The organism is Shewanella sp. SM21, assembly GCF_025654335.1.
Lineage (GTDB): Bacteria > Pseudomonadota > Gammaproteobacteria > Enterobacterales > Shewanellaceae > Shewanella > Shewanella oncorhynchi.
This window is the reverse complement of the sequence record NZ_JAKKRL010000001.1, coordinates 401,652-426,799: the sequence shown is the minus strand read 5'-3', so window position 1 is coordinate 426,799 and position 25,148 is coordinate 401,652. Positions and strand designations below refer to the sequence as shown.

The window sequence follows — 25,148 nt, the reverse complement described above, 5'->3', positions numbered from 1 at the left end:
CAAACTTCTATGTCCAATCCTATGCATAGTTAATCCACGTATAGGATTTGACACAGTTTGTTTAACCACTTTTCATTCATTAATCGTGTTGAACCTAGAGTTTGAGCGTATCTACGCCTCATTTTCGGGTGGAGAAGTACTATGGCAATCACCTCGAGCGTCACCAATAAACCGACAACAAAGACGCAAGAAAAAGTACTGCTCAAGATTGAGCGGGTAAGCAAATTATTCGATGACGTGCGGGCTGTCGACGATGTGTCATTAACTATCAATAAAGGCGAAATTTTTGCCTTACTTGGCGGCTCGGGCTCGGGTAAGTCAACACTACTGCGCATGTTGGCGGGTTTTGAAAAGCCCACCTCTGGCCGTATTTTCCTTGATGGGGAAGATATCACCGATTTACCGCCATACGAACGTCCCATCAATATGATGTTTCAATCCTATGCTTTGTTTCCCCACATGACAGTGGCACAAAACATTGCATTTGGTTTGAAGCAAGACAAGCTGCCTAAAGCCGAAATTGAACAGCGTGTGCAAGATATGCTGAAACTCGTGCATATGGAGCAATACGGTAAGCGTAAACCGCATCAGTTATCTGGTGGTCAGCGCCAGCGTGTTGCACTGGCCCGTTCATTGGCGAAACGACCTAAATTATTACTGCTCGATGAGCCTATGGGCGCATTGGATAAAAAACTGCGTACCCAAATGCAGCTAGAAGTGGTTGAAATCCTTGAGCGTGTCGGCGTGACCTGCGTGATGGTGACCCACGATCAGGAAGAAGCCATGACAATGGCTGGTCGAATTTCGATCATGAGTGATGGTTGGATTGCTCAAACTGGCTCGCCAATGGATATTTACGAAAGCCCGAACAGTCGTATGATTGCCGAGTTTATCGGTACTGTGAATTTGTTTGGTGGCGCGATTGAAGTGGATGAAGTCGACCATCTGATCATTAAATCTAATGATTTGGCTCAACCTTTCTATGTCGGTTATGGCGTCACGACTAACGTTGAAGATAAGAATGTTTGGCTAGCAGTGCGTCCCGAAAAGACCATTATTAGCCGTGAACAGCCTGAAGGTCAGTACAACTGGGCGAAAGGAATCGTGCATGATATCGCGTATTTAGGCGGTATTTCAGTCTATTACATTCGTTTAGAGAATGGTCAAATCGTACAGTGCAGTATGACTAACCGTGAACGCCGCGCCGATCATGCCACATGGGATGACGAAGTGTTCATTAGTTGGGAGGACACCAGTGGCGTGGTGTTGAGATCATGAAGAAACCCATTAAATTTAAGTGGCTTAAGGGCCGCTTCTGGACCATAGGTATTCCCTACGCTTGGCTGCTGCTGTTTTTTGCCTTACCGTTTGCGATTGTCCTTAAACTGAGTTTTTCGACGGCGGCGATTGCTATCCCGCCCTATGAAGCAACATTCCAATATGCTGACGATGTATTAAATATCTTCCTGCATTTGGGTAACTATTTGATGTTGCTCGATGATTCGCTATATTACATGGCTTATCTCAGCTCATTGAAAATGGCGTTAATTTCGACCTTGGGCTGCTTGATTATTGGCTACCCAATGGCCTATGCCATTGCCCGTGCCCCTGCGCGGTTGCAAACCGTGCTGCTGCTGTTAGTTATGTTGCCTTCTTGGACCTCATTTTTAATCCGTGTTTACGCTTGGATGGGGATCTTAAGTAACACAGGGATCATTAACAATTCACTGATGTGGTTGGGGATTATTTCTGAGCCGTTACAGATCCTCAATACCAATATTGCAGTGTATATCGGCATCATCTATGCGTATTTACCCTTTATGATTCTGCCCTTGTACGCCACCTTAGTGAAACTTGATATGAGTTTGATTGAAGCTGCGTCTGACTTAGGTTCGAGCCGTTTGAATACCTTCTGGAAAATTACTTTCCCGCTGTCAAAAAGTGGTGTGATTGCTGGTTCTATGCTGGTGTTTATTCCTGCCGTGGGTGAGTTTGTGATCCCAGAGCTACTCGGTGGTCCCGATTCCTTGATGATAGGTCGAGTGTTATGGCAAGAGTTTTTCAATAACCGCGACTGGCCTGTGGCTTCGTCACTGGCGATTGTGATGTTGGGTCTATTGATTATTCCGATCACTTTATTCCATCGCTATCAGGCGCGTAGTTTGGAGAAAGACCTATGAAAAAATTAAGCTTTTCTTCAGTGATGCTCTGGTTTGGCTTGTTTTTCTTGTATGCACCTATGTTAGTGCTGGTGATTTATTCCTTTAACGACTCTAAATTAGTGACGGTATGGGGAGGATTTTCCCCTAAATGGTATGGTGAATTATTTCAAGATCAACAGATTTTAGATGCGGTATGGACCAGCCTGCGGATAGCGTTTTATAGCTCAACTATGGCGGTCATTATCGGTACTATGGCAGCCTTTGTGATGACACGCTTTAAGCGTTCATGGGCAAAACTGACCCTGTCGAACATGATTACTGCACCGCTGGTAATGCCTGAAGTGATCACTGGTCTGTCTTTGCTTTTACTGTTTGTGCACATGGCAGATTTGTTGGGCTGGCCCAGAGAGCGTGGCATGATGACAGTGTGGATTGCACACTCAACATTTTGTGCTGCCTATGTGGCGGTGGTGGTGTCTTCAAGATTGCGCGAGCTTGATATGTCAATCGAAGAGGCGGCAATGGACTTAGGGGCAACACCGCTCAAGACTTTCTTCTTGATCACTGTGCCTATGATTTCGCCGGCGCTGGTGGCGGGTTGGTTGTTGTCATTCAGTTTGTCCTTAGACGATTTAGTGATCGCAAGTTTTGCCTCAGGCCCTGGTGCAACGACCTTGCCTATGGTGGTGTTCTCTTCGGTACGTTTAGGGGTTTCTCCTAAGATCAATGCCTTAGCGACGCTGATCATACTGTGTGTTTCACTCATCGCTTTCCTTTCTTGGTATATGGCAAGACGGGCAGAGAAACGCGACCGTACACCAATGAACTAGTTAGTTTAATTTGGGGATGGCTTTGGTATTGCTAAAGCCATCCTTGATATTTGTCACCGCTCCCATCACCCGCTTTGCTTTGCAGGCTAGTCCTGTTACTCAAGATCACCAGAATTGAATCACTGAGCTAAAAATAATCGCGTGTTTGATATATCAAACAAAATGTAAATTATTGCGCTTTTCTGGCTAGTGTTTCGTTTTATGAAGGTGTAGGATGTGATGGCTGTTTAAAATAATGAACATTAGAATTCAAGGGAACAACATGTCTGCTATAGCTCACGCTGGATCATATTATGCGGCATCGGCCAACGATAAGGTTGAACGTCCGCGTCTACAGGAATCGATTGAAGCCGATGTTTGTGTGATTGGCGCAGGTTATACAGGCCTTTCTGCCGCGCTGCATTTATTAGAATCTGGCATGAGTGTGGTGGTATTAGAAGCTGCTCGCATTGGCTGGGGCGCCTCGGGCCGTAATGGCGGACAAATCGTTAATAGTTATAGCCGTGACATTGATACTATTGAAAAAACAGTCGGTAAAGAACAAGGTAAACTCTTTGGCCAAATGGCCTTTGAGGGCGGGCAAATCATCCGCGATCGTATTGCTAAGTATAATATTCAATGCGATCTAAAAGATGGCGGCGTGTTTGCCGCGATGAACGAAAAGCAAATGGGCCATCTACGCCATCAAAAACAACTGTGGGAAAGCCACGGCCATGTTAATCAGCTCGAACTTCTCGATGCTAAAGGTATTCGCGGTGTGGTAAATACTGAGCGTTATGTCGGTGGTCTACTCGATAAAAGCGGCGGCCATATTCACCCGCTTAATTTAGCCCTAGGCGAAGCGCGCGCGGTTGAATCCCTCGGTGGTAAGATTTATGAAGACTCAGCGGTGTTGAGTGTCGATGAAGGCGATAGCCCTGTTGTGCATACGGCGCAGGGCAGTGTGAAAGCCAAGTTTGTGGTGGTGGCGGGTAACGCCTATTTAGGTAAGTTAATGCCGGAGCTGCAGGCGAAATCTATGCCCTGCGGCACGCAAGTGATTACCACAGAGCCTTTGAGTGCCGATCTGGCTGCGAGCTTATTACCACATGATTACTGCGTCGAAGATTGTAACTATCTGCTCGATTATTTTCGTCTGTCTGGTGACAAGCGGATGATTTACGGCGGCGGCGTAGTGTATGGCGCCCGCGATCCGGCGGATATCAAATCGATCATTATTCCTAACATGCTCAAAACCTTCCCACAATTAAAGGATGTGAAGATCGATTATGCGTGGACGGGTAACTTCCTACTGACGCTGTCGCGCCTGCCACAGGTCGGTCGTATCGGTAAGAACATCTATTATTCACAGGGTTGCAGTGGCCACGGTGTCACTTATACCCATCTGGCAGGCAAGTTACTGGCTGAAATGCTCAACGGCCAAGCCACGCGCTTCGATGCCTTTGCTGCATTGCCACATTATCCTTTCCCCGGCGGTCACGCACTTCGCGTCCCTTTTAGTGCTATCGGAGCTTGGTATTACACGTTAAGAGACAAACTAGGTCTTTAACATCATCACTTTTAAGAAGCTAGGTAGCTTCATAATACGAGGAAATCCTTGTGCAATTAAATGATCCGAGTTTGCTACGTCAACAGTCTTTTATTAATGGTCAATGGTGTGATGCCGTTTCTGGTGACACGCTAAAGGTGGTTAATCCCGCAACCAATGCCCTGATTGGCTACGTTCCTAATATGGGACAAGTTGAAACTGAAATGGCGATTAAGGCGGCAGAAGCGGCTTTACCTGCATGGCGAGCGCTCACAGCCAAAGAGCGCGGCGCTAAGTTAAGACGTTGGTTTGAATTACTCAATGAAAACAGTGATGACTTAGCATTGCTCATGACGACTGAGCAGGGTAAACCGCTGGCAGAAGCGAAAGGTGAAGTAACCTATGCCGCTTCGTTTATCGAGTGGTTTGCCGAAGAAGCTAAACGTATTTATGGCGATACCATTCCTGGGCATCAAGGGGATAAGCGCTTGATAGTAATTAAGCAGCCTGTCGGTGTAACCGCCGCGATTACGCCGTGGAACTTTCCTGCTGCTATGATCACCCGCAAAGCCGCTCCAGCGTTAGCTGCGGGTTGCACTATGGTGGTAAAACCTGCGCACCAAACACCCTTTACCGCATTAGCGATGGCTGAACTTGCTAAGCGTGCCGGTATTCCTGCGGGCGTATTTAGTGTGTTAACGGGTGATGCGGTGCAGATTGGTAATGAAATGTGCAGCAACCCGATAGTGCGTAAGCTGTCTTTCACTGGCTCAACCAATATCGGTATTAAATTAATGGCGCAATGTGCGCCTACCTTAAAAAAACTGTCGCTAGAGCTTGGCGGCAATGCACCATTTATCGTATTTAACGATGCCAATATTGATGCGGCCGTTGAAGGCGCCATGATTGCTAAATATCGTAATGCTGGCCAAACCTGCGTCTGTGCTAACCGTATTTATGTACAAGACGGCGTATACGATGAATTCGCCTTAAAACTCAGCACTGCAGTGGGCAAGCTTAAGGTTGGAGAGGGCATTAACGAGGGCGTCACTACGGGTCCGTTGATCAATGCTGCCGCAGTCGAGAAAGTACAAAGTCACCTTATCGATGCTATCGCTAAAGGCGCCTCTGTGCTCGCGGGCGGCAAAGTTCATGATCTTGGCGGTAATTTCTTCGAGCCAACCGTACTCACTAACGTTGATAAAAGTATGCGTGTTGCCCGCGAAGAAACCTTTGGTCCACTCGCGCCGCTGTTTAAATTCAGCGATGTCGACGATGTGATCAAACAAGCTAATGATACTGAATTTGGCCTCGCCGCCTATTTCTATGGCCGCGATATTTCATTGGTGTGGAAAGTCGCCGAAGCCTTGGAATATGGCATGGTTGGGGTCAACACTGGCTTGATTTCGACGGAAGTCGCACCTTTTGGCGGGATGAAATCTTCAGGGCTTGGCCGTGAAGGCTCTAAGTTCGGTATCGAAGAATATCTAGAAATTAAATATATCTGTATGTCCGTTTAATACGGCCCGATTTGGCGAGTGAGGAAGACTAAATGACAACAACCAATGATTCATTGATGGCACGTCGCCAAGCCGCAGTTGCGGGTGGTGTCGGGCAAATTCACCCTATTTTTACCGCCCGCGCCGAAAATGCGACTGTGTGGGATGTTGAAGGTCGCGAGTTTATCGATTTTGCGGGCGGCATTGCCGTGCTCAATACGGGCCACCTTCATCCTAAAGTGAAGGCGGCGGTTGCGGCTCAGCTGGATAATTTTTCCCATACCTGTTTTATGGTGCTCGGCTACGAGAGCTATATCCAAGTATGTGAAAAGCTCAATCAACTGGTTCCTGGGGATTTTGCCAAGAAGACGGCACTATTCACTAGTGGTTCAGAAGCGGTTGAAAACGCAGTTAAAGTGGCGCGTGCCTATACCAAACGTGCTGGCGTGATTGCGTTTACCTCGGGCTACCATGGTCGCACTATTGCGGCCTTGGCATTGACCGGAAAAGTCGCGCCTTACAGTAAAGGTATGGGACTGATGTCGGCGAATGTGTTCCGCGCCGAGTTCCCGTGCGAAATGCATGGCGTGTCCGATGATGATGCTATGGCCTCGATTGAACGTATCTTTAAAAATGATGCCGAGCCGAGTGATATCGCCGCCATTATTTTAGAGCCAGTGCAGGGCGAGGGCGGTTTCTACGCCGCATCGCCCGCCTTTATGCAACGTTTACGCGCACTATGCGACCGTGAAGGTATTATGCTGATCGCCGATGAAGTGCAAACGGGCGCGGGCCGTACTGGTACTTTCTTCGCAATGGAGCAAATGGGGGTTGCTGCGGATATCACCACCTTTGCCAAATCTATTGCGGGTGGTTTCCCCCTTTCTGGCATTACTGGTCGCGCCGAGGTAATGGATGCAATTGGCCCCGGTGGCTTAGGTGGCACCTATGGCGGCAGTCCGTTAGCCTGCGCCGCTGCGCTTGCTGTCATTGAAGTGTTTGAAGAAGAAAAGTTGCTAGAAAGGGCTAATGCCATTGGTGAGCGCATTAAGTCTGCCCTAAATGTGATGCAGGTCGAACATCCACAAATCGCCGATGTGCGTGGTTTAGGCGCTATGATCGCCATCGAATTGATGGAAGAGGGTAAACCTGCACCGCACTATTGCGCGCAAGTGTTGGCTGAAGCTCGTAACCGTGGATTGATTTTATTATCTTGCGGTACTTACGGTAATGTGCTGCGTATTTTGGTGCCATTAACGGCGCCGGATGCACAAATTGATGCAGGCCTTGGTATTCTTAACGCCAGCTTTAATGCCGTACTGAAAAGCTAATATCACTTTGATATAAAAACAGTTTTAGATAAAAGCTTTGCCCAATAAAAATCCCGCTTCGGCGGGATTTTTATTGGGGCGATTGTTTTGGAATTGGCTGTTTTTACTGCCAGTGACTTTCAGCACTCATCAGTTAAATGAATCGCTATTTTTTAATCTCCATTAGGATCTGCAGCGCTTTTTTGCGTTTATCAAGGTCATACAAGTCGTTGGTAAAAATAAACTCATTCACGCCGAGTTCTTTTACGATCATTTCCAAGCGATGCTTAATCGTCGCTGGGCCACCAGTAACTGATAAACCTAAGAAATTATCGACATAGGTTTCTTCTTGCGCACTCCATAAGCCATCCATAGTATCAACCGGTGGCTTTAGCCATAACTCGTGACCACGGATAAGTGCCAGCACGCGCTGTTTCGAGGTTGTGCCCAGAAATTGCGCTTCTTCATCAGTGTCGGCGGCAACGAGCGGCAAACCTAACATCACATACGGCTTATCAAGCACTTGAGAAGGTTTAAAGTCGCGGCGATAGATTTCAATCGCATCGTAGAGAAAGCGTGGTGCAAAGTGGCCCGCAAACACATAGGGTAAACCGCGCTGCGCCGCTAACTGCGCGCTAAAGAGACTCGAGCCCAATAACCAAATCGGCACATTAGTACCTTCTCCGGGAATCGCTCGCACCGCATGACGACCATTGTAAGGGCCAAGTAGAGTTTGTAATTCACTGACTTCTTCAGGGAATTGTTCGGCGCGACTGGTATCACGGTTCAGTGCTCGGCTGGTAATTTGATCGCTGCCGGGCGCGCGGCCCAGTCCTAAATCGATTCGACCAGGATATAAGCTTTCAAGGGTACCGAACTGTTCGGCGACCACTAAAGGCGCATGGTTTGGCAGCATAATCCCACCCGCGCCGACGCGAATACGCTGAGTATTGCCAGCAATATAGCCAATTAATACCGAGGTCGCCGCGCTAGCGATACCGGGCATATTATGGTGTTCGGCAAACCAAAAACGATTAAAGCCGAGTCTGTCGGCTTCCTTGGCATACTGCAAACTGCTGTGCAGTGTTTCACCCACGGTTGAGCCTTGGCGCATGGGCGCGAGTTCCAATAGCGAGAAGGGAATATCGGCCAATATTGATGTCTGTTCTGACATAGTGTCTCCAAGTGACTGCCGTTTTTGCTAGCGACAACAAGAGGCGCTAACTGTGTTAGTCGCATAGCGAAGAACAAGCGTTAACGGCTCAGTCTTGATGAATAAAAGGTATTCAGTGATATTGATATGGGGCTAAGTACCGCGCTTCTCAAGCTTGAACGGCTAACTCTTTACCCTTCGTTATTTCATTAATCATGTTAATTTGAGTTTGCACTTGAGCAGCGCTATTAAATCGAGTGCGTCTAGGTTCATACTTGCTTTGTAACAAATCGAGACGGTGAAGTCATCCCAGCGTGAGGGACGATAATGTGGAACTGAAGATCTTATTCTCAGCAACTCAGCGCTAGGCCTGTCACTGCGGGATTGGGTGAGGTTTGCTACAGCTCATTTGGTTATGAGTTGCAACACAAGGGTATAACTAAGTGAAGTGATAAAAAACTGCCGATAGCAGGGCTATCGGCAGTTAATGTTATGCAATAGATAAATCGCTATCGTCAGTCGAGCATTACTGCTCGGCTTTCACATCCCGTAGCGATGCTGCAGCACTTTCATTAATATCATGATCAGCAGCATTGTTATGTGAATGGTGAGTCTCAGTCAGGCGACGCATCAGAGGTAATACCGCAAGTGCGATAAAGGTACAAACCACAGCAGCTATACCTAGTTTATTAAACAGACTTGTGTATACGGGTAAGGTTTGCAGTGGGTCGACTAAATCTTTGGGGACACTGGCAAAGTTAGCAACCACACCGCCCAGATACTGTGAAATACCTGATGCGACGAAATAGGCACCCATCATAAAGCCGCCCATGCGTGCAGGTACGTAGCGAGCAATCATGGCAAGTCCAAGACCACTCACCAGCAATTCCCCTAAAGAGTAAGAGGCATAGCCCCAGATCATGATCCATGAAGAGGTTTTACCATTGACGGCAAATTGGCCCGCAAAGCCATAGATAAAGAAGCCAATCGCCACAACGGCAAAACCGAGAGCAAACTTCGCCGCGATAGAAAAGTCTTTATCATTGCGTCCAGCCCACGAATAGCTCCATGCGAGTACTGGACTTAATACCATAATCCATAATGGATTTAATGCTTGGAACTGGGCAGGTGACCAAGTCCACAAGTGGGTACCAAAAACTTGAAAATCCCAATCCACGTTACGCAGGGCAAACAGCGCGAGTGACGTTGACATTTGTTGATAGAAAATAAAGAAGAACACGGTTTGCACGGTAAGGATCAGTGCTGCAATCAGTCCCGCTCTTTCACTGGTTTCGCTGGTGCGGATCAAGTGGAAGAAGATTGCCAATACGGCTACGCCTGCTGCATAAACGAAGACGCGCGCAACAGCTTCGTATTCAAGAATAATGGCTGAAGCGACAACCGACAATGCGGATAGACCCAATACAATCGCGAGGTTTTTCTTGTTCACTGGGCGAGTGTCTGGCTCAGAACCGTAATGGACTAGACTCTTACGCATGAGTGCATAGTTACCTAACCCCACCAATATACCGACACAGCACACGGCAAAGGCTGCGTGCCAGCCAAATTCGTTACCATACTGGGCGTTAACGTAATCTTTAATCCAAGGCGTGAGCAACATAGAGAAGGTCGAACCCACGTTTACCGCCATGTAATAGATGGTAAAAGCACTGTCGATTTTAGAATCGTCACCTTCATAGATTTTACGGACTAAGTTACCCGCATTCGGCTTGAATAGGCCGTTACCGACCACAATCACGCCGAGCGCTGAAAACATAAACCACGTATTTTCAGTGGGTACGGCCATTAGTGCATAACCCAGAGAGAGGATCCCCGCACCGAGCAGCATAGTGCGTTTGGTGCCGAGAATTTTATCCCCAACCCAGCCACCAATCGCCGGTGATACATAAATAAGTGCCGCACAGGCACTCCATACTAAGTTTGCACGTGAGTCATCAAAGCCAAGGCGCTGCACCATAAAGTACACAATCAGCGCTTGCATGCCGTAATAACCAAAGCGTTCCCATAATTCGATAAGAGACACAGTCATAAATGAATGTGTTTTACTTACCGGAGCAGTCCCAATAGTCATATCGCTTGCTTCCAACATTGTTGTTTTAATATTTGAGCTCAAAAGTATAAGGCGATAACCAATTCAAACCAATGGCAGACATAGGCAAAAACAGACTTTGTTACAAATGACCTTATCAATTTTAAGGTGGATTTAAGCGGAGACAGTTCTATCCAAGTTTTTCTGCTGCGGATAAATCAAGGAACATTCGCAGTACTATCGGATAAGCAGATAATGGCATGTGCGGGTATGCGCTATGGTGTATTTAAATACATTGAGGTTGATTGCTGTTTGTCCAGCAGGCATAGTGCGCTTGGAAATTCTAATGTAGATAACTTTAAAACGAAAAGTTCTACTTAGCAGCGTCTCTACAGTTGCAGATATGCATCAGGTTGTTAATGCACCGCTTTGCGTTAAATATATTTAAACGGAGTATATGAATGTTACGAATTGGTATCGATCTTGGTGGCACAAAAATCGAGGTAGTCGCATTAGATAGCGATGGTAACGAAGTCTTTCGTAAACGCATCCCGACACCGAGAGAATATGTTGCGACAGTCAATGCTTTGGTTGCATTGGTAACTGAAGTCGAAGACAGCCTGCAGCAAACCGCCACTATCGGAATAGGTATTCCTGGGGTTGTTTCTCCTTTTACTGGCCTAGTAAAAAACGCTAATTCAACTTGGATCAATGGTCATCCACTTGATGTGGATCTGGGGACTCGATTAAATCGTAAAGTAAAAATTGCTAATGATGCGAACTGTTTTGCCGTATCAGAAGCGGTAGATGGCGCTGCCGCAGGAAAGTCAGTTGTATTTGGTGCCATTATTGGAACGGGATGTGGTGCTGGTATCGCAATTAAAGGCCAAGTACATGATGGTGGCAATGGTATTGGTGGTGAGTGGGGCCATAATCCTTTACCGTGGATGAAAGCCGATGAATTTAATACCACGACGTGTTTTTGTGGTAATAGAGACTGTATCGAAACGTTTATATCTGGAACAGGCTTTGTTCGCGACTTTCGCGCTGCGGGCGGTATTGCTGACAGCGGTATTGAAATTGCCCAAATGATGCAAGCGGGAGATCCGCTGGCAACTCAAGCATTTAACCGCTTTATTGATCGTTTAGCCCGTTCATTGGCCCATGTGATCAATATGATGGATCCTGATGTTATCGTCCTTGGTGGCGGCGTGTCTAACATCGATGCTATTTATACCGAATTACCGAAAATTTTGCCGCTCTATGTGGTTGGCCGAGAGTGCCACACACCCGTTGTTAAAAATTATTATGGTGCTTCATCTGGGGTGCGTGGCGCCGCTTGGTTGTGGGGACGCTAATCCTAGACTCAATCAAGAATAGTGTTTGATATTAAAGGCTGAATTCATTTATTTGAATTTGGCCTTTTTTTGATTTAGTCATTCAAAAGTTTTACATTTCATTGACAACTCTTTATCTTAAGTACTGGTAATTCTTACCCTAAGTGCTATTTTTAATGCTGTATAGAAAGTATAAAAATAAAGTAGATCAAAATAATTACGCTATTGTCGTTCTCTTGGGAGTTTACTAGATGAAGCATTTGTCCATCAGTACTAAGTTGTTGTGGATTACATCAGCATTATTTTTATCGATAGTGGCTATTTTATCTATCAGTTTATGGTGGACACTGTCGGCTCAAAACGCGCAATTATCGGATCAAGTTCAAAATACCCTACAAACTGAAACGCGGGATAAACTCGAAGCCCGCGCCGGTGAATATGGTGAAATGGTCGCTGGATTTATTAACGAAGCCTATCGTATTCCTTACTCTTTTGCCGGTATGGTGGAGAGTACAGCAGAAGAACTTCCCTTAAAGCGTGATCGTTTAGAACTCACTGTGGCGGCTGTGCTTAAGAAGAATGCGCAAGTTTCCTCCATGTATGCCCAGTTTGAACCTAATGGTTATGATGGGCTCGATACTGAGTTTCTGAATATTAATTCCAGCCACAGTGTAACGACATCAGGTGCCCTAGAGGTTTACTATACCCGTGATGACAATGGCACTGTTGCACATCAACAGGTTGAAGATTCGTCAGAAAAATACCTTACTAGCCTAAATGAATTTGGGATCCGTGATGCAGAATGGTATTTATGCGGTAAAGAAACCTTAAAGCCCTGTCTAATGGAGCCGTATTTATACGAAATCACTCCCGGTAACAAAGCATTAATGACCTCGCTAACTGTTCCAGTGCTTAAGCATAAACAGTTTATCGGTGTGGTCGGTGTTGATTTAAACTTACCCGTCTTTCAAACTCTTATCGATAAGTTATCTAAGAGCCTCTACGATGGGCAAGCGAAAGTAACTTTATTGAGTACCCGAGGTTTAGTGGTTGCAGCAAGTCATTACAGTAAAAAGGCCCGTCCTTTAGCTGAGTCAATAAATCCAGCTATTGCTTCACAAATTATCTCGTTACACAAGAACTCGGGTTACATGGTTAACAATGATGAAATTATTGTTGCCTACCCAATTAAGATCCCTTTAGCGAATGCCGAGTGGTCCTTAGTGATCCAAGTGCCGACTGCGCAGGCGTACAAGAGTTCGATTGTGTTAAATAATGACATGGATGAAATGGCAACTTCCTTGGGAAGTTTGTTGCTCATGGTCGGTGTTGTCGTGTCGATTGCTGCTGTGATTACGATTAGCCTAGTGATCCGTAGCATTATTTCACCCTTAAAGATGATCCAAGGCCGTGTAGAACACTTGGCAAGCGCTGATGGCGATTTAACGCAATCGATAGAAGTGGACTCCCATGCAGAGTTGATTGCGTTAGCAAAAGGTTTCAACTCCTTTATTTATAAACTGAAAAACTTGATTGCCGAACTTAAAACCCTCGCGAGTCGTTCTCAGGAAGAAAGCCAAGCTTCAGCGAAAATTGCCCAGCTCACGCGTGATAGTGTCAATCGTCAATATGGTGAAATTGAGAGTGTGGTAACGGCCGTAAACCAAATGAGTGCCACCGCACTTGAGGTTGCTAAGGCGTCTGAGCAAACCGCTGCAGAAACAGAAGCTATGTCACGCAACATTCGTCACAGTGAAGAAAGTCTGACTAAGGCGATGGGCTTTGTGGCGACTATGTCTAAAGAGTCAATGGAAGCTAAGCTGGCCGTGAGTAAAGTCGCAGACAGCAGTATGAATATTAGTCGTATTCTTGAGGTGATCAGTTCCATTGCCGCACAAACAAACCTGCTGGCATTAAATGCGGCGATTGAAGCGGCGAGGGCGGGTGAACAAGGACGGGGTTTTGCAGTGGTGGCTGACGAAGTCCGTGCGCTGGCATCTAAGACTCAAAGCTCGACGAATGATATTAGTACTCTTATCGATGCACTGCAAAAAGAAGTTCAAAGTGCTTCTGGCATCATAGATAAAGGCGCTGAACGGGCACAAATGGCCGTATCTCAAACTGAGCAAGCGCTGAACTCATTGAACTCTATGGTGAGTCAGATTGAAGAAATTTCTGGCCAAGTGACCCATATCGCGGCAGCAGCAGAAGAGCAGAGCGCGGTGACTGAAGAGGTTAATCGCAATATTACAGGCATTTCTGATTCGGCTTCTGAACTTGCGCGTCTTGCGGGTGAAGCACAGCAAAGCAGTGTAGTTTTAGCAAACTTAGTGAAGCAGCAACATGAGCAGTTAGGCAAGTTAAAAACCTAGCACTCAGATATTTGTGGAATTAGCTCATTGATTTTAAATAGGCTCTTTGATTGTGTTGCTGCTTAACACTTATCAAAGAGCCTATTTTTATGGATATTTAAATAACATCGAATAGGCTAAAAATTTAAAACACTTCAGCGAGGGGAGTGTGTAAATACACGGATATTGTGTGATAACTAGCGGAGATCAGTTTTTAGATACAAAAAAGCCCATTGAATAAATGGGCTTTTTTGTTGAATCGGGTGGTGGCCCCTCACGGACTTGAACCGTGGACCTAACGATTATGAGTCGTGTGCTCTAACCAACTGAGCTAAGGGGCCGACTTAAGGTAATCGTCATTACCTGAAGCGGGAGGAAGTATACTAAGCTTACTTACGCTTGTCACCCGTGTTTTGGCTGGAAATTCACGCAACTGATTCAATTGGTTATCTGTTAATCAACTTAAATGCTATCGTTGCCTAAATTTAAGGCTTCGATACTGTGCTTGTGCATAAATTGAGGTGATAAAGACAATAAAAAGCCCTGCATGGGCAGGGCTTCAACCCATCTTAGATGACTTTAGGCTTGTAACAGCCTATTCATCTAGGAACGATTTTAAGATTTCTGAGCGTGAAGGGTGACGCAGTTTGCGCAGTGCCTTAGCTTCAATCTGACGAATACGTTCACGGGTCACGTCGAACTGTTTACCCACTTCTTCAAGTGTGTGGTCAGTGTTCATATCGATACCAAAACGCATACGCAGTACTTTCGCTTCACGGGCGGTTAGACCTGCTAACACTTCGTGAGTGGCGTTTTTCAAGCTTTCGCTGGTCGCTGAATCCAGTGGTAATTCGAGGGTAGTATCCTCGATAAAATCACCTAAATGCGAATCTTCATCGTCACCGATTGGGGTTTCCATGGAGATAGGTTCTTTAGCGATTTTCAGTACCTTACGGATCTTATCTTCCGGCATCATCATACGCTCAGCCAGTTCTTCAGGTGAAGGCTCGCGGCCCATTTCCTGTAGCATTTGGCGAGAGATACGGTTCAGCTTGTTGATCGTTTCGATCATATGTACTGGAATACGAATCGTGCGCGCTTGGTCGGCAATAGAGCGAGTAATCGCCTGACGGATCCACCAAGTAGCATAGGTCGAAAATTTGTAACCACGACGGTATTCGAATTTATCTACGGCTTTCATTAAGCCAATGTTACCTTCTTGGATTAAGTCCAAGAATTGCAGACCACGGTTGGTGTATTTCTTCGCGATAGAAATTACCAGACGTAAGTTGGCTTCAACCATTTCTTTTTTCGCACGGCGAGCTTTGGCTTCACCGATTGACATGCGACGGTTGATGTCTTTTATGGCAGAAATTGCTAAGCCGGTTTCTTCTTCAACTGCTGCAAGCTTGGTACGACAACGAATGACGTCATCTTCAACCATTCTTAGGCCTTCGGCATAAGGTTTCGTTGAGGCTTTCTCAGTGTTGAACCAATCGAGGTTGGTTTCGTTGCCAGTGAAGAATTTGACGAAGTTTTTCTTCGGCATTTTGGCTTGTTCAACGCACAGTTTTAATACTAAACGTTCTTGAACACGTACGCGGTCCATCATAGTGCGCATGCTTTTGACTAAACGGTCAAACTGCTTAGGCACTAAGCGGAATTCTTTGAAAATTTCGCCGATTTCGAAGAGGGCTTTTACCGATTCAGGGTGTTCACGGCCCTTAGCTTCGATAATTTTCAGTGCGCTTTCGTAAGCGGCTCTGAGTTGACCGAATCTTTCTCGAGCTTCTTCAGGATCAGGCCCTTTGTTGCCTTCTTCTTCATCTTCGCTGTCATCGTCATCCTCTTCGTCATCTTCATCGTCCAGCTCTTCTTCAGATAATTCTGAGCCGATGTGAGTGGCGGTCGGGGCGACGTCATCTTCATCCGGGTTTACAAATCCAGAGATAATATCAGATAAGCGCAGTTCGTCGGCTTCAAATTGGTCGAATTGCTCAAGGATCATAGCGATCGCTTGTGGATATTCGGCGACTGAACTTTGAACTGTGTTGATGCCTTCTTCGATGCGTTTGGCGATAACAATTTCGCCTTCGCGGGTCAGAAGCTCAACGGTACCCATTTCACGCATGTACATGCGTACGGGATCGGTTGTGCGGCCAAGTTCGCTTTCTACTGTTGCCAGTGCTGCGGCGGCTTCTTCTGCTGCATCTTCGTCTGTGTTGTCTTCCGACATCATCATGTCATCGGCATCGGGGGCTTCTTCGAACACCCGGATACCCATGTCATTTATCATCTGGATAATATCTTCGATCTGGTCAGAATCGACCATGTCTGCAGGTAAGTGATCGTTCACTTCTGCATAGGTTAAGTAACCTTGCTCTTTACCTTTGGCAAGCAACAGCTTAAGTTGCGACTGCGGAGTATGATCCATAGATATCATCCAAGTTGGGAAACTGTTACAACGACGGACACTTAGCATAAGCCAAGTGTCGCGCAAATCGTCAATTATAGCCGTGTGCACATGTCTGTGCTAGTCACTGGGGTAGCGAATGAGGACATTTTTGCCTCAGTTTAACCCTTTCATGACTGAGATCAGCTTCGAGAGCTGCATCTTCTCTTCTTTTGTATGAGTCTGCTTTAGACTCAATTCCTGATATCGTTGTTCAATATATTGATTGTTCAACCAAACCAGGGTTTGTTTAAACTTTTCGAGCAAGTTTTCATCCGCCACTTGATGGTCCCATTGGGCCAATTTATGGAGAGTGCCGCTGTAAGGGTGCTCTCTGAATTGTTCAAGTAGTTGTGCGCTGTTTAACGTTTGCTCTCGAGTCATCTCCAATAACAGTGGCAGCAATTCTATGCCTGGCATCTGCAAGTGGGCGAGTGCGGGTTGTGGGGGTAAACCCATACCCAGTTTAGGATGTTGTACTAACAGTGCGATGGCGAGTCGCAATGGTGTACCGCGTCCTTTTAATCCTTTACTTGCCATTGGTTTAGCTTGTTTCACGCTAAAGCCTAGCTTCTTTTTCATATCTTCTGAGCTGTTCATTCCTAACTTGTGAGCTAAGTTCTCAAGCAGTAAATTTTGCAGCACAGTGTCTTGAATTTTTTCAATTAAGATAAAAGCTTGTTTCGCTAAGTTGCCTTTATCTGTACCGTATTTTGTCGCTAACGTGTCAAATAGAAACTCGGGTAGTGCAATGGCAGAGTCCATTAAGGTTTCAAATGCATCTTTACCAATTTTACGTACCATAGAATCAGGATCTTCGGCCTGAGGCAGGAACATAAATCGCACTTGATCGCCCGGCTTTAATAATGGCAATGCCGTTTCTAAGGCGCGCCATGCCGCTTCAGTACCTGCTCTGTCGCCGTCGTAACAGCAAATCACTTCTTTAGCGCTGCGCAGCAAAAGCTGAAATTGCTCTGCTGTGGTCGAGGTGCCTAATGATGCGACAGCATAATCGACGCCAAATTGCGCCAATGCCACCACATCCATATAGCCTTCAACGATCAGTACTTTGTCTGGATCGCGATAGCGCTGCTTTAGTTCATAGAGACCATAAAGCTCATTGCCCTTATGAAATATGGGCGTTTCTGGAGAATTCAAGTATTTGGGTGTGCCATCACCTAAAACTCTGCCACCAAAACCAATGACTCGTCCGCGCCTGTCGCGGATAGGAAACATGAGGCGGTCACGAAATCTGTCGTAACGTTTCCCACTGTCGTTGCTAATTAACATACCCGCAGTCAGTAACTTATCCTGCGCATCTTGATTCTGACGATAGCGGCCCAATAAGCCATCCCAACCGTCTGGCGCAAAGCCAATACCAAAATGTTCTACTACATCATCGGATAAACCACGATAGGCAAGATAATCGATAACTTTTTGTTTATCTTGGTGTTGTCTAAGTTGGTTTTGAAAGTAAAGGCTTGCTTCTTCCATGAGTTGATATAAGTCACGGCTTAAACCGTCATCATGTCGCTTGCCTGTGCCTTGTTCTCTGGGAACCTCTAATCCAAGCTGGCCCGCCAAATCTTCAATGGCATCAATAAAATCGAGTCGGTCATACTCCATCACAAAATCGATGGCGTTGCCGTGAGCACCGCAGCCAAAGCAATGATAGAACTGTTTATCACGGCTGACGGTAAACGAAGGTGATTTTTCGCTATGAAAAGGACAACAAGCCGAGTAGTTCTTACCCGCCTTTTTCAAGGGCACCTTACGATCGATAAGTTCGACTATGTCAGTGCGAGCGATTAGCTCATTGATAAAATCACGAGGTATTGCCATTGAGTGCTTAAAATCCCGCCTTGCGCGAATTTAAACAAACAAGCCGCGCATAGGCACGGCTTGTTCATACAGTGAAACGCTAATTATTGCAATTTAGCACGGATCATAGCGCCGATAGCGCCCATGTCTGCACGTCCTTGCACTTTAGATTTCAATGCTCCCATTACTTTGCCCATATCCGCCATGGCGGATGCACCTACTTCTACAATAGTTGCATCGATGAGCGCCGCGATTTCCGCCTCTGTAAGAGGGGTAGGCAGGAAAGCTTCAATAACTTGAATCTCTGCTGCTTCCACGTCGGCCAACTCGTTACGACCCGCTGCTTCAAATTGAGCAATCGAGTCACGACGTTGTTTCACCATTTTGGTTAAGACCGCTATAACCTGTTCATCAGTCAGAGATTCGCGGGTATCCACTTCAATCTGTTTGATGGCGGCTAATGCCATACGAATAGTGCTCAAGCGCGCCTTCTCTTTGGCGATCATGGCCTGTTTCATATGGTCTTTTAGCTGATCAATTAGGCTCATATGAGATTAATATAAACGTACGCGACGTGCGTTTTCGCGAGAAAGCTTCTTAGCTAAACGTTTAACTGCAGCTGCTTTTGCGCGCTTACGTGCAGTAGTTGGCTTCTCGTAGAATTCACGAGCACGCACGTCGGCTAAAATACCAGCTTTTTCACAAGAGCGCTTGAAACGACGCAGAGCTACGTCGAATGGTTCGTTTTCACGTACTTTAATAATTGGCATACGCCATCACCCCTTAGGTGTAGGTTGTTCTGGTTCAATTGCTCGAACCAAGTCTATTTAAAATGGTGCGGAATTTTATACCGAGACACCTAGGCTTGTAAAGCCCTAAAACTGAGCTCAGTCCTATAGTGGACTCAATATAGCCTGCGCGACTGGAGTAATCGAGCGCTTGCAGGTAGAATTGGCGCCCTTGAGTTAGCAATTGATGAGACACCATGCGGGTTTTAGGTATTGAAACATCCTGTGACGAGACAGGTATCGCCGTCTATGACGATGAACTGGGCTTATTATCTCATACTTTATACAGTCAGGTTAAGCTGCATGCTGACTATGGTGGTGTGGTGCCTGAGTTGGCGTCGCGTGACCATGTACGCAAAATTGTGCCGCTTATTCGTCAAGCGCTGAAAGATGCGAATACTGAAATGGCTGATCTCGATGGGATTGCCTATACCAAGGGCCCAGGTTTGATTGGTGCTTTGCTTGTTGGCGCCTGCGTGGGGCGGTCACTGGCGTTTGCTTGGGACAAGCCTGCTATTGGTGTGCATCATATGGAAGGACATCTACTGGCGCCTATGCTTGAAGATGATGCGCCCGAGTTCCCATTTGTGGCCTTATTAGTCTCTGGTGGCCATTCTATGTTGGTTAAAGTCGATGGAATTGGCCGCTATGAAGTATTAGGCGAGTCTGTTGATGATGCTGCGGGTGAAGCGTTTGATAAAACAGCTAAGTTAATGGGCTTGGATTACCCCGGCGGTCCGCGTTTAGCAAAGCTTGCTGCTAAAGGTTTACCAGCAGGTTATAAGTTTCCGCGGCCTATGACCGATAGGCCTGGACTCGATTTTAGCTTTTCGGGTCTAAAAACTTTTACCGCTAATACCATTGCTGCCGAACCTGACGATGAACAGACTCGTGCCAATATTGCTCGTGCTTTTGAAGAAGCTGTGGTTGATACGCTAGCGATTAAATGTCGCCGTGCACTGAAGCAAACAGGCTATAACCGCTTAGTGATCGCTGGTGGCGTGAGTGCTAATACGCGCTTAAGAGAAACCTTGGCCGAAATGATGAGTTCGCTTGGTGGACAAGTGTTTTATCCCCGTGGTGAGTTTTGTACCGATAACGGCGCCATGATTGCCTTTGCAGGATTGCAGCGTTTAAAGGCGGGGCAGCACGAAGATTTGGCGGTAAAAGGTCAGCCAAGATGGCCGTTAGATACCTTGCCACCTGTGGCATAAAACGCCTTTGATGTTGATAGGTTATGTTGAGACAAAAAAACTGCGCTTATAGCGCAGTTTTTTATTGGGATAATGTTGTCACATTAAGATTTTTTAGGTGTTTTTTTACGTGAAACTTTGGACTCTTCACCTTTAAGTAACCGTTGGATATTGTCTTTATGACGAATAATGATAAGCGTCGATAGCATGGCAACGGGAATGGTAAATCTGTCGTCTAACCACCAAGTATAAAGTGGTGCAAGTAAGGCCGTCAGAATGGCTGCAAGGGACGAGTAGCGGCTAATTAAGAGTAGAACAATCCAAGATGCCATTAAGCAAATGGCTAAATCATCGCCAATAGGCGCCATAGCACCAAAAGCCGTTGCGACACCTTTTCCCCCCTTAAATCCAAAAAATATGGGATAAATATGCCCAAGGCAGGCGGCGATAGCGATAAGCCCGAGTGATACTGCATCTATGCCCATCAGATAGGCTAAATAAGATGGCAGGGCGCCTTTGAGCATGTCAAAAAACAACACCATGGCAGCCGAACTCGCGCCGCCAATTCGCAGTACATTGGTAGCTCCCGGATTACCTGAACCCTGTAATCTTGGATCGGGTAAACCCCTCATTCTACAAACCAGCACAGCACTCGAGATTGAACCTGCCAAATAGGCGGCCAAAATCATCAAAAGTGTCAGTGTTAATGGACTCACATTGGTTTCCTTACGCGTCTTAAGGTATTATCGCGCAACAATTTAAAAAGCTGACTCAGTTGTCAATCCCGCTATAGGTTTGTGGAATAACTCGCCCATTTGAGGTTGAGATATTTTCTGAATGAGCAAATCCTTTTAGGGCGTTATCCTACTGTGGATTGGCTCGAGTAGAAAGCAAATTAGTTATCTGTCAGAAGATTGCGGATTATACAGCTAGGATCGCTTTTAGCTTATCAGACCTCATAGTAGTAAGTTAGTTGGAGAAAGCATGGATAAAGTACTTATACGGCAATTACGCGTTGATACTGTGATTGGTGTCTATGAGTGGGAAAAGACAATCCATCAGAGTCTGTTGCTAGATTTAGATATGGCGTGGGATAACAAACCTGCCGCCGCGACAGACGATTATCAATATGCGCTTTGCTATGAGACAGTTTCCAATCGATTAACAGAACTTATTACTGAGCATCCAATCGAGTTAATCGAAACGGTTGCCGAGCGCGTAGCGGATTGCTTACTTCAAGAATTTAACGTGACTTGGGTGAAAGTTGTCGTGATGAAGCCGGGGGCGGTAGCGACTGCCGCATCGGTTGGCGTTGAGATAGAGCGTTCACGTTAGATAAGAGTTTGATCAACTTGACTGTTGATTAAGAAATCATGTTTATCTTCAGATAAATCGGACATTGCATGGCACGTATTTATATCAGTCTAGGTAGCAATATCGAGCCTGAACAGCATCTGCAAGCGGGATTAATATCGCTGCGAGCGTGTTTTGGGCCGCTGCGCCTCTCTTCTATGTATGAAAGTGAAGCGGTAGGTTTTAGTGGCACTAACTTTTTGAATATGGTTGTTAGTGCTGAAACTGACCTTAATATTGCTGCGGTAGTTGCGCAGTTTAAGCAAATCGAGCAGAATCACGGCCGGCTTGTCGGGGCGAAGAAATTTAGCCCAAGAACTTTAGATTTAGACCTGCTGCTTTATGACCATGTGGTTTGTGAAACGCCCGTTACGCTCCCCCGTGCAGAGATAGTTAATAATGCCTTTGTGCTATGGCCATTAGCCGAGTTAGCGCCGGAATTGATTCATCCCGTGGTTGATAAAAGCTATGCCAGTTTGTGGCAAGAGTATGATAAAGAGTCACAGCGACTTTGGCCTGTGATGTTTGAATGGCCCCAAGGGCTGACGTTTTAATTTATTGATAGGATTGTCATGGATACGTTTCAGGTCATTATTTTAGCGCTTATTCAAGGGCTAACTGAGTTTTTACCTATTTCTAGTTCTGCTCACTTAATTCTGCCTGCTCAGCTTTTAGGCTGGGAAGATCAAGGTTTGTCATTCGACGTGGCGGTGAATACGGGGTCGTTATTTGCTGTGGTGATTTATTTTAGACACGAGTTATGGACTATGTTTAATGCTTGGGTTGCAAGCATTTTTAAAGGTCAGCAATCCGAAGACAGCAAGCTGGCATGGTGGATTATTCTGGCGACGTTACCCGCTGTATTTTTTGGTTTTATGGCTAAGGATTTTATTGCAACTCACCTACGTAATACAGAGGTTATCGCGGTCACGACAGTCGTTTTTGGTTTATTGCTGTGGTGGGCTGATAAGATGTCGCGCCGCGATTTAACAATCTATCAGACTGGATGGCGCAAAGCCTTGTTAATTGGTTTCGCCCAGGCGCTTGCTTTAATCCCTGGAACTTCACGTTCTGGTGCCACTATGACCGCGGCGCTAATGCTAGGTTTGAGTCGAGATGCTGCGGCTCGCTTTTCATTCTTAATGTCAGTGCCTGTGAGCTTAGGCGCGGCAATTTTAGTGGGTAAAGATTTGGCGGAAAGCGCGCTGCCAATTGATTATCAAGCATTGATCTTAGGCACTTTGATTTCCTTTGTTGCAGCTTATGCATGTATTCATTATTTCTTGAAAATCATCAGCCGCATGGGAATGACCCCGTTTGTTATTTACCGTTTGGCACTGGGTGCTGTGCTGTGTGGATTTATTTTTTTGTAGTCATTCCAGCTCAGTCATCATAGTGAAATTATGAATAATAGAATCGGGTCAAGTACCCGATTTTTGTTTTTGGAGCTTCCTCATTTTTCTGAAGCTTAACTTATTTTTGGAGCTTTATATGGGTCTCGAATATCAGTGTCCAACCTGCGGACTTGCGTTAAAACAACACAAAGCCTCCCAAGGTTTTTATTGTGCAAATAAGCATCATTTTGATCGAAATGAGCAAGGTTATTGGGTTTTTACTAAACCACAACGCCAAAAGCCGACAGGGGATTCGCGCGAGCAAGTTAGGGCTAAGCGTTTTCTTCTCGAATCAAGCATCTTTTCGCCTTTAATCGATAAATTGGCTGAGATAATCACCGGCTCTATCAAGCCTGACGCTTGTTTATTGGATTATGAATGCGCTGAGGGCTTCTATTTGCGTGCTTTAGCCTCCAAGTTGGCAGAGGTCGAAAATCCGCGAAACGTCCAGTACGTGGGTGTAGCGGACGCAGAAAATGCTATTTTTGCTGCAGCAAAAGCGCAGACTCCTGGGATCTTGTGTTTAAGTTCTTCTAAAAAATTACCCTTTGCCGATAATTGTGTGGATTTTATTACTGTTATTGATAGGCCGTTAAAGGGAAAAGAGTCTGTCAGGGTATTGAAAGACGATGGGACCATGTTACTGGTTATGCCTGGGCCACGACATCTATGGCAACTCAGAGAATATATTTATTCCAACTTGGCTGAAAAACCTTTCCAAGTGAATTTACCTTCAGCATTATTGGTAAAAGAAACTCAGTCACTGCGCTTTACTTTATCAGTTACAGGTGAACAGGCATTAACGTTATTGGATATGGCACCCTATGCGTGGCGTGCAACTGACAAGATGAAACACGATATTCAAGCTAATCATTTTGAGTTGCTAGAAATTGACTATGTATTAGTCTTAGCACATAAACGCGTGAGTGAATCGCTATAGGTTAAAACTTGCAGTCGATGCGGTTAATTTTAAGACAATTCATAGGCTTAGTTAGATGTTTTTTTGATGTTTTAAAAGGCTATATTACTCAAGTCTATGATTCTGTTTGACGTCTTTATGTTGTTTTTATGTTGTTTTTATGTTGTTTTTATGTTGTTTTTATGTTGTTTTTATGTTGGATAGGCTGAAGGTGTTATTATTTTTAACTTTAGGCCTATTTGTTCAGTGACAAATACAACCTTCTTATTGCCTTTGTTTCCCATATAGCCTCGATTTTTTTATCTATAGCTGTGCTTTAAATTAATAGCTTTCATTTCCCATAAATACATTTTTTATGATAAATGAGGCTGATTGTTAGGGATGCTTAAAAACGCAAACGAGAAGTTTAGATTAATAACGCGACTTTATTTAAAAGAGGGATAGCACTCGTTTATACAGAAGTATGCCAAGGCTAACTTTTAGGGGGGGAGGTAGGCGAATCGCCTTTAACATGCCTTTGGAAGTTTAAAATCAATTTAGCGATTTTGTATTGCCGCACTCGCTATTCTTTGCATGGCAATCTTGAATTGCAGGTATAAAAAAAGGCTTAGATTGATGTGCTTATCGCTTTCATCTTTCTTAAGCCTTTTGTCTTAACTTACTAAATAGTAAGCTAAATTACCTTTCATTACTTCTTGTAACGAGAAGCAACGTTGTCTAAACGGTCGTTTGCGCGTTTAGCTTCTGCTTGTGCGTCCATAGATGCTGCTTTTGCATCTTTAACGTCTGCAGACAGTTTGCTTTGCTCTGATTTCAGAGAACCAACATCAGCTGACAATTGATCAACTTTGTTGCCCAGAGTTGCAACGCTTTCTTCCAGAGCAGTAGTGTTCGCGCAACCACCTAGTAGGGCAGTCATTGCTAAACCAGCAATCATCAGTACTTTTTTGTTCATTGTAAAAAATCCCTTAAAATAGGTTGGATTTGAATGTTTCGTTACTTTGTAAG

21 protein-coding genes and 1 tRNA gene are annotated in these 25,148 nt (G+C 45.5%); 13 read left to right on the top strand and 9 right to left on the bottom strand.

Annotation, left to right across the window (positions count from 1 at the left end; genetic code table 11):
* The first annotated feature begins 141 nt into the window (after positions 1-141).
* The 6 genes from potA to gabT all read left to right on the top strand — a co-directional run bounded on the left by potA (position 142) and on the right by gabT (position 7,350).
* Positions 142-1,278, top strand: a complete 1,137-nt coding sequence (potA, locus tag L5L94_RS01735) for a polyamine ABC transporter ATP-binding protein (RefSeq protein WP_028760881.1) — start codon at positions 142-144, stop codon at positions 1,276-1,278.
* Complete coding sequence (locus L5L94_RS01730; protein ID WP_263142773.1) at positions 1,275-2,180, top strand: ABC transporter permease subunit; 906 nt, start codon at positions 1,275-1,277, stop codon at positions 2,178-2,180. Before potA ends, L5L94_RS01730 begins: the two co-directional genes overlap by 4 nt.
* Positions 2,177-2,992, top strand: a complete 816-nt coding sequence (locus tag L5L94_RS01725) for an ABC transporter permease subunit (RefSeq protein WP_105249905.1) — start codon at positions 2,177-2,179, stop codon at positions 2,990-2,992. Before L5L94_RS01730 ends, L5L94_RS01725 begins: the two co-directional genes overlap by 4 nt.
* A gap of 262 nt (positions 2,993-3,254) precedes the next feature.
* Positions 3,255-4,541, top strand: coding sequence for an NAD(P)/FAD-dependent oxidoreductase (locus tag L5L94_RS01720; RefSeq protein WP_263160866.1), 1,287 nt, complete (start codon positions 3,255-3,257; stop codon positions 4,539-4,541).
* A 50-nt stretch (positions 4,542-4,591) separates the two neighbouring features.
* The gene (gene gabD / locus L5L94_RS01715; RefSeq protein ID WP_263160864.1) at positions 4,592-6,040 is read left to right on the top strand and encodes an NADP-dependent succinate-semialdehyde dehydrogenase; all 1,449 of its coding nucleotides are present in this window, start codon (positions 4,592-4,594) and stop codon (positions 6,038-6,040) included.
* Positions 6,041-6,072: 32 nt separating this feature from the next.
* The gene (gene gabT, locus L5L94_RS01710) at positions 6,073-7,350 is read left to right on the top strand and encodes a 4-aminobutyrate--2-oxoglutarate transaminase (RefSeq protein WP_263160863.1); all 1,278 of its coding nucleotides are present in this window, start codon (positions 6,073-6,075) and stop codon (positions 7,348-7,350) included.
* A gap of 145 nt (positions 7,351-7,495) precedes the next feature.
* On the opposite strand, the gene L5L94_RS01705 is transcribed toward gabT, so the two are convergent.
* Both L5L94_RS01705 and L5L94_RS01700 read right to left on the bottom strand, forming a co-directional pair.
* The gene (locus L5L94_RS01705) at positions 7,496-8,503 is read right to left on the bottom strand and encodes an LLM class flavin-dependent oxidoreductase (RefSeq protein ID WP_263160860.1); all 1,008 of its coding nucleotides are present in this window, start codon (positions 8,501-8,503) and stop codon (positions 7,496-7,498) included.
* A 505-nt stretch (positions 8,504-9,008) separates the two neighbouring features.
* A complete protein-coding gene (locus L5L94_RS01700; RefSeq protein WP_028760874.1) occupies positions 9,009-10,574 on the bottom strand; it encodes a peptide MFS transporter in 1,566 nt (521 codons plus the stop codon).
* 419 nt (positions 10,575-10,993) lie between these two features.
* Between L5L94_RS01700 and mak the strand changes: the two genes are divergently transcribed.
* Positions 10,994-11,890, top strand: a complete 897-nt coding sequence (gene mak, locus L5L94_RS01695; protein ID WP_263160858.1) for a fructokinase — start codon at positions 10,994-10,996, stop codon at positions 11,888-11,890.
* Positions 11,891-12,120: 230 nt separating this feature from the next.
* Positions 12,121-14,241 (top strand): methyl-accepting chemotaxis protein, encoded by a 2,121-nt coding sequence (locus tag L5L94_RS01690; RefSeq protein ID WP_263160856.1) that lies wholly within the window; start codon positions 12,121-12,123, stop codon positions 14,239-14,241.
* A gap of 243 nt (positions 14,242-14,484) precedes the next feature.
* On the opposite strand, the gene L5L94_RS01685 is transcribed toward L5L94_RS01690, so the two are convergent.
* The 5 genes from L5L94_RS01685 to rpsU form a co-directional block, all read right to left on the bottom strand.
* Positions 14,485-14,561 (bottom strand) — tRNA-Ile (locus tag L5L94_RS01685).
* 254 nt (positions 14,562-14,815) lie between these two features.
* Positions 14,816-16,654 (bottom strand): RNA polymerase sigma factor RpoD, encoded by a 1,839-nt coding sequence (gene rpoD / locus L5L94_RS01680; protein WP_105249892.1) that lies wholly within the window; start codon positions 16,652-16,654, stop codon positions 14,816-14,818.
* A gap of 135 nt (positions 16,655-16,789) precedes the next feature.
* Positions 16,790-18,514: a DNA primase gene (dnaG, locus tag L5L94_RS01675; RefSeq protein WP_105249891.1), complete on the bottom strand. Its 1,725-nt coding sequence runs from the start codon at positions 18,512-18,514 to the stop codon at positions 16,790-16,792.
* An 83-nt stretch (positions 18,515-18,597) separates the two neighbouring features.
* Positions 18,598-19,041: a GatB/YqeY domain-containing protein gene (locus tag L5L94_RS01670; protein ID WP_028760869.1), complete on the bottom strand. Its 444-nt coding sequence runs from the start codon at positions 19,039-19,041 to the stop codon at positions 18,598-18,600.
* A gap of 6 nt (positions 19,042-19,047) precedes the next feature.
* Complete coding sequence (gene rpsU, locus L5L94_RS01665; protein WP_006080725.1) at positions 19,048-19,263, bottom strand: 30S ribosomal protein S21; 216 nt, start codon at positions 19,261-19,263, stop codon at positions 19,048-19,050.
* Positions 19,264-19,478: 215 nt separating this feature from the next.
* On the opposite strand from rpsU, the gene tsaD reads away from it, so the two are divergent.
* Positions 19,479-20,495: a tRNA (adenosine(37)-N6)-threonylcarbamoyltransferase complex transferase subunit TsaD gene (gene tsaD / locus L5L94_RS01660; RefSeq protein WP_071939217.1), complete on the top strand. Its 1,017-nt coding sequence runs from the start codon at positions 19,479-19,481 to the stop codon at positions 20,493-20,495.
* An 83-nt stretch (positions 20,496-20,578) separates the two neighbouring features.
* Here tsaD and plsY read toward each other — a convergent pair whose 3' ends face one another.
* Positions 20,579-21,190, bottom strand: a complete 612-nt coding sequence (plsY, locus tag L5L94_RS01655) for a glycerol-3-phosphate 1-O-acyltransferase PlsY (protein WP_212599962.1) — start codon at positions 21,188-21,190, stop codon at positions 20,579-20,581.
* 268 nt (positions 21,191-21,458) lie between these two features.
* Here plsY and folB point away from each other — a divergent pair, with 268 nt between their 5' ends.
* From folB to L5L94_RS01635, 4 genes are all read left to right on the top strand, one after another.
* Positions 21,459-21,809 carry a dihydroneopterin aldolase gene (gene folB / locus L5L94_RS01650; protein ID WP_105249889.1) on the top strand — a complete coding sequence of 117 codons (351 nt, stop codon included), beginning with the start codon at positions 21,459-21,461 and terminating at the stop codon, positions 21,807-21,809.
* Positions 21,810-21,877: 68 nt separating this feature from the next.
* Positions 21,878-22,381 (top strand): 2-amino-4-hydroxy-6-hydroxymethyldihydropteridine diphosphokinase, encoded by a 504-nt coding sequence (gene folK, locus L5L94_RS01645; RefSeq protein WP_173246181.1) that lies wholly within the window; start codon positions 21,878-21,880, stop codon positions 22,379-22,381.
* A gap of 18 nt (positions 22,382-22,399) precedes the next feature.
* Positions 22,400-23,200, top strand: coding sequence for an undecaprenyl-diphosphate phosphatase (locus tag L5L94_RS01640; RefSeq protein ID WP_173246178.1), 801 nt, complete (start codon positions 22,400-22,402; stop codon positions 23,198-23,200).
* Positions 23,201-23,318: 118 nt separating this feature from the next.
* A complete protein-coding gene (locus L5L94_RS01635; RefSeq protein ID WP_263160853.1) occupies positions 23,319-24,161 on the top strand; it encodes a putative RNA methyltransferase in 843 nt (280 codons plus the stop codon).
* A 667-nt stretch (positions 24,162-24,828) separates the two neighbouring features.
* On the opposite strand, the gene L5L94_RS01630 is transcribed toward L5L94_RS01635, so the two are convergent.
* Complete coding sequence (locus tag L5L94_RS01630) at positions 24,829-25,095, bottom strand: Lpp/OprI family alanine-zipper lipoprotein (RefSeq protein ID WP_006080732.1); 267 nt, start codon at positions 25,093-25,095, stop codon at positions 24,829-24,831.
* Positions 25,096-25,148 lie beyond the last annotated feature (53 nt).

Excerpts from the sequence above, each read along its gene's own strand:
- folK (WP_173246181.1), top strand. The coding sequence starts at position 21,878 with ATGGCACGTATTTATATCAGTCTAGGTAGCAATATCGAGCCTGAACAG.
- rpoD (WP_105249892.1), bottom strand. The coding sequence starts at position 16,654 with ATGGATCATACTCCGCAGTCGCAACTTAAGCTGTTGCTTGCCAAAGGT.
- L5L94_RS01630 (WP_006080732.1), bottom strand. The coding sequence starts at position 25,095 with ATGAACAAAAAAGTACTGATGATTGCTGGTTTAGCAATGACTGCCCTA.
- mak (WP_263160858.1), top strand. The coding sequence starts at position 10,994 with ATGTTACGAATTGGTATCGATCTTGGTGGCACAAAAATCGAGGTAGTC.
- L5L94_RS01670 (WP_028760869.1), bottom strand. The coding sequence starts at position 19,041 with ATGAGCCTAATTGATCAGCTAAAAGACCATATGAAACAGGCCATGATC.
- L5L94_RS01720 (WP_263160866.1), top strand. The coding sequence starts at position 3,255 with ATGTCTGCTATAGCTCACGCTGGATCATATTATGCGGCATCGGCCAAC.
- L5L94_RS01690 (WP_263160856.1), top strand. The coding sequence starts at position 12,121 with ATGAAGCATTTGTCCATCAGTACTAAGTTGTTGTGGATTACATCAGCA.
- gabT (WP_263160863.1), top strand. The coding sequence starts at position 6,073 with ATGACAACAACCAATGATTCATTGATGGCACGTCGCCAAGCCGCAGTT.
- potA (WP_028760881.1), top strand. The coding sequence starts at position 142 with ATGGCAATCACCTCGAGCGTCACCAATAAACCGACAACAAAGACGCAA.
- tsaD (WP_071939217.1), top strand. The coding sequence starts at position 19,479 with ATGCGGGTTTTAGGTATTGAAACATCCTGTGACGAGACAGGTATCGCC.
- L5L94_RS01730 (WP_263142773.1), top strand. The coding sequence starts at position 1,275 with ATGAAGAAACCCATTAAATTTAAGTGGCTTAAGGGCCGCTTCTGGACC.
- L5L94_RS01725 (WP_105249905.1), top strand. The coding sequence starts at position 2,177 with ATGAAAAAATTAAGCTTTTCTTCAGTGATGCTCTGGTTTGGCTTGTTT.
- L5L94_RS01640 (WP_173246178.1), top strand. The coding sequence starts at position 22,400 with ATGGATACGTTTCAGGTCATTATTTTAGCGCTTATTCAAGGGCTAACT.
- dnaG (WP_105249891.1), bottom strand. The coding sequence starts at position 18,514 with ATGGCAATACCTCGTGATTTTATCAATGAGCTAATCGCTCGCACTGAC.
- L5L94_RS01700 (WP_028760874.1), bottom strand. The coding sequence starts at position 10,574 with ATGACTATTGGGACTGCTCCGGTAAGTAAAACACATTCATTTATGACT.
- L5L94_RS01635 (WP_263160853.1), top strand. The coding sequence starts at position 23,319 with ATGGGTCTCGAATATCAGTGTCCAACCTGCGGACTTGCGTTAAAACAA.
- rpsU (WP_006080725.1), bottom strand. The coding sequence starts at position 19,263 with ATGCCAATTATTAAAGTACGTGAAAACGAACCATTCGACGTAGCTCTG.
- folB (WP_105249889.1), top strand. The coding sequence starts at position 21,459 with ATGGATAAAGTACTTATACGGCAATTACGCGTTGATACTGTGATTGGT.
- L5L94_RS01705 (WP_263160860.1), bottom strand. The coding sequence starts at position 8,503 with ATGTCAGAACAGACATCAATATTGGCCGATATTCCCTTCTCGCTATTG.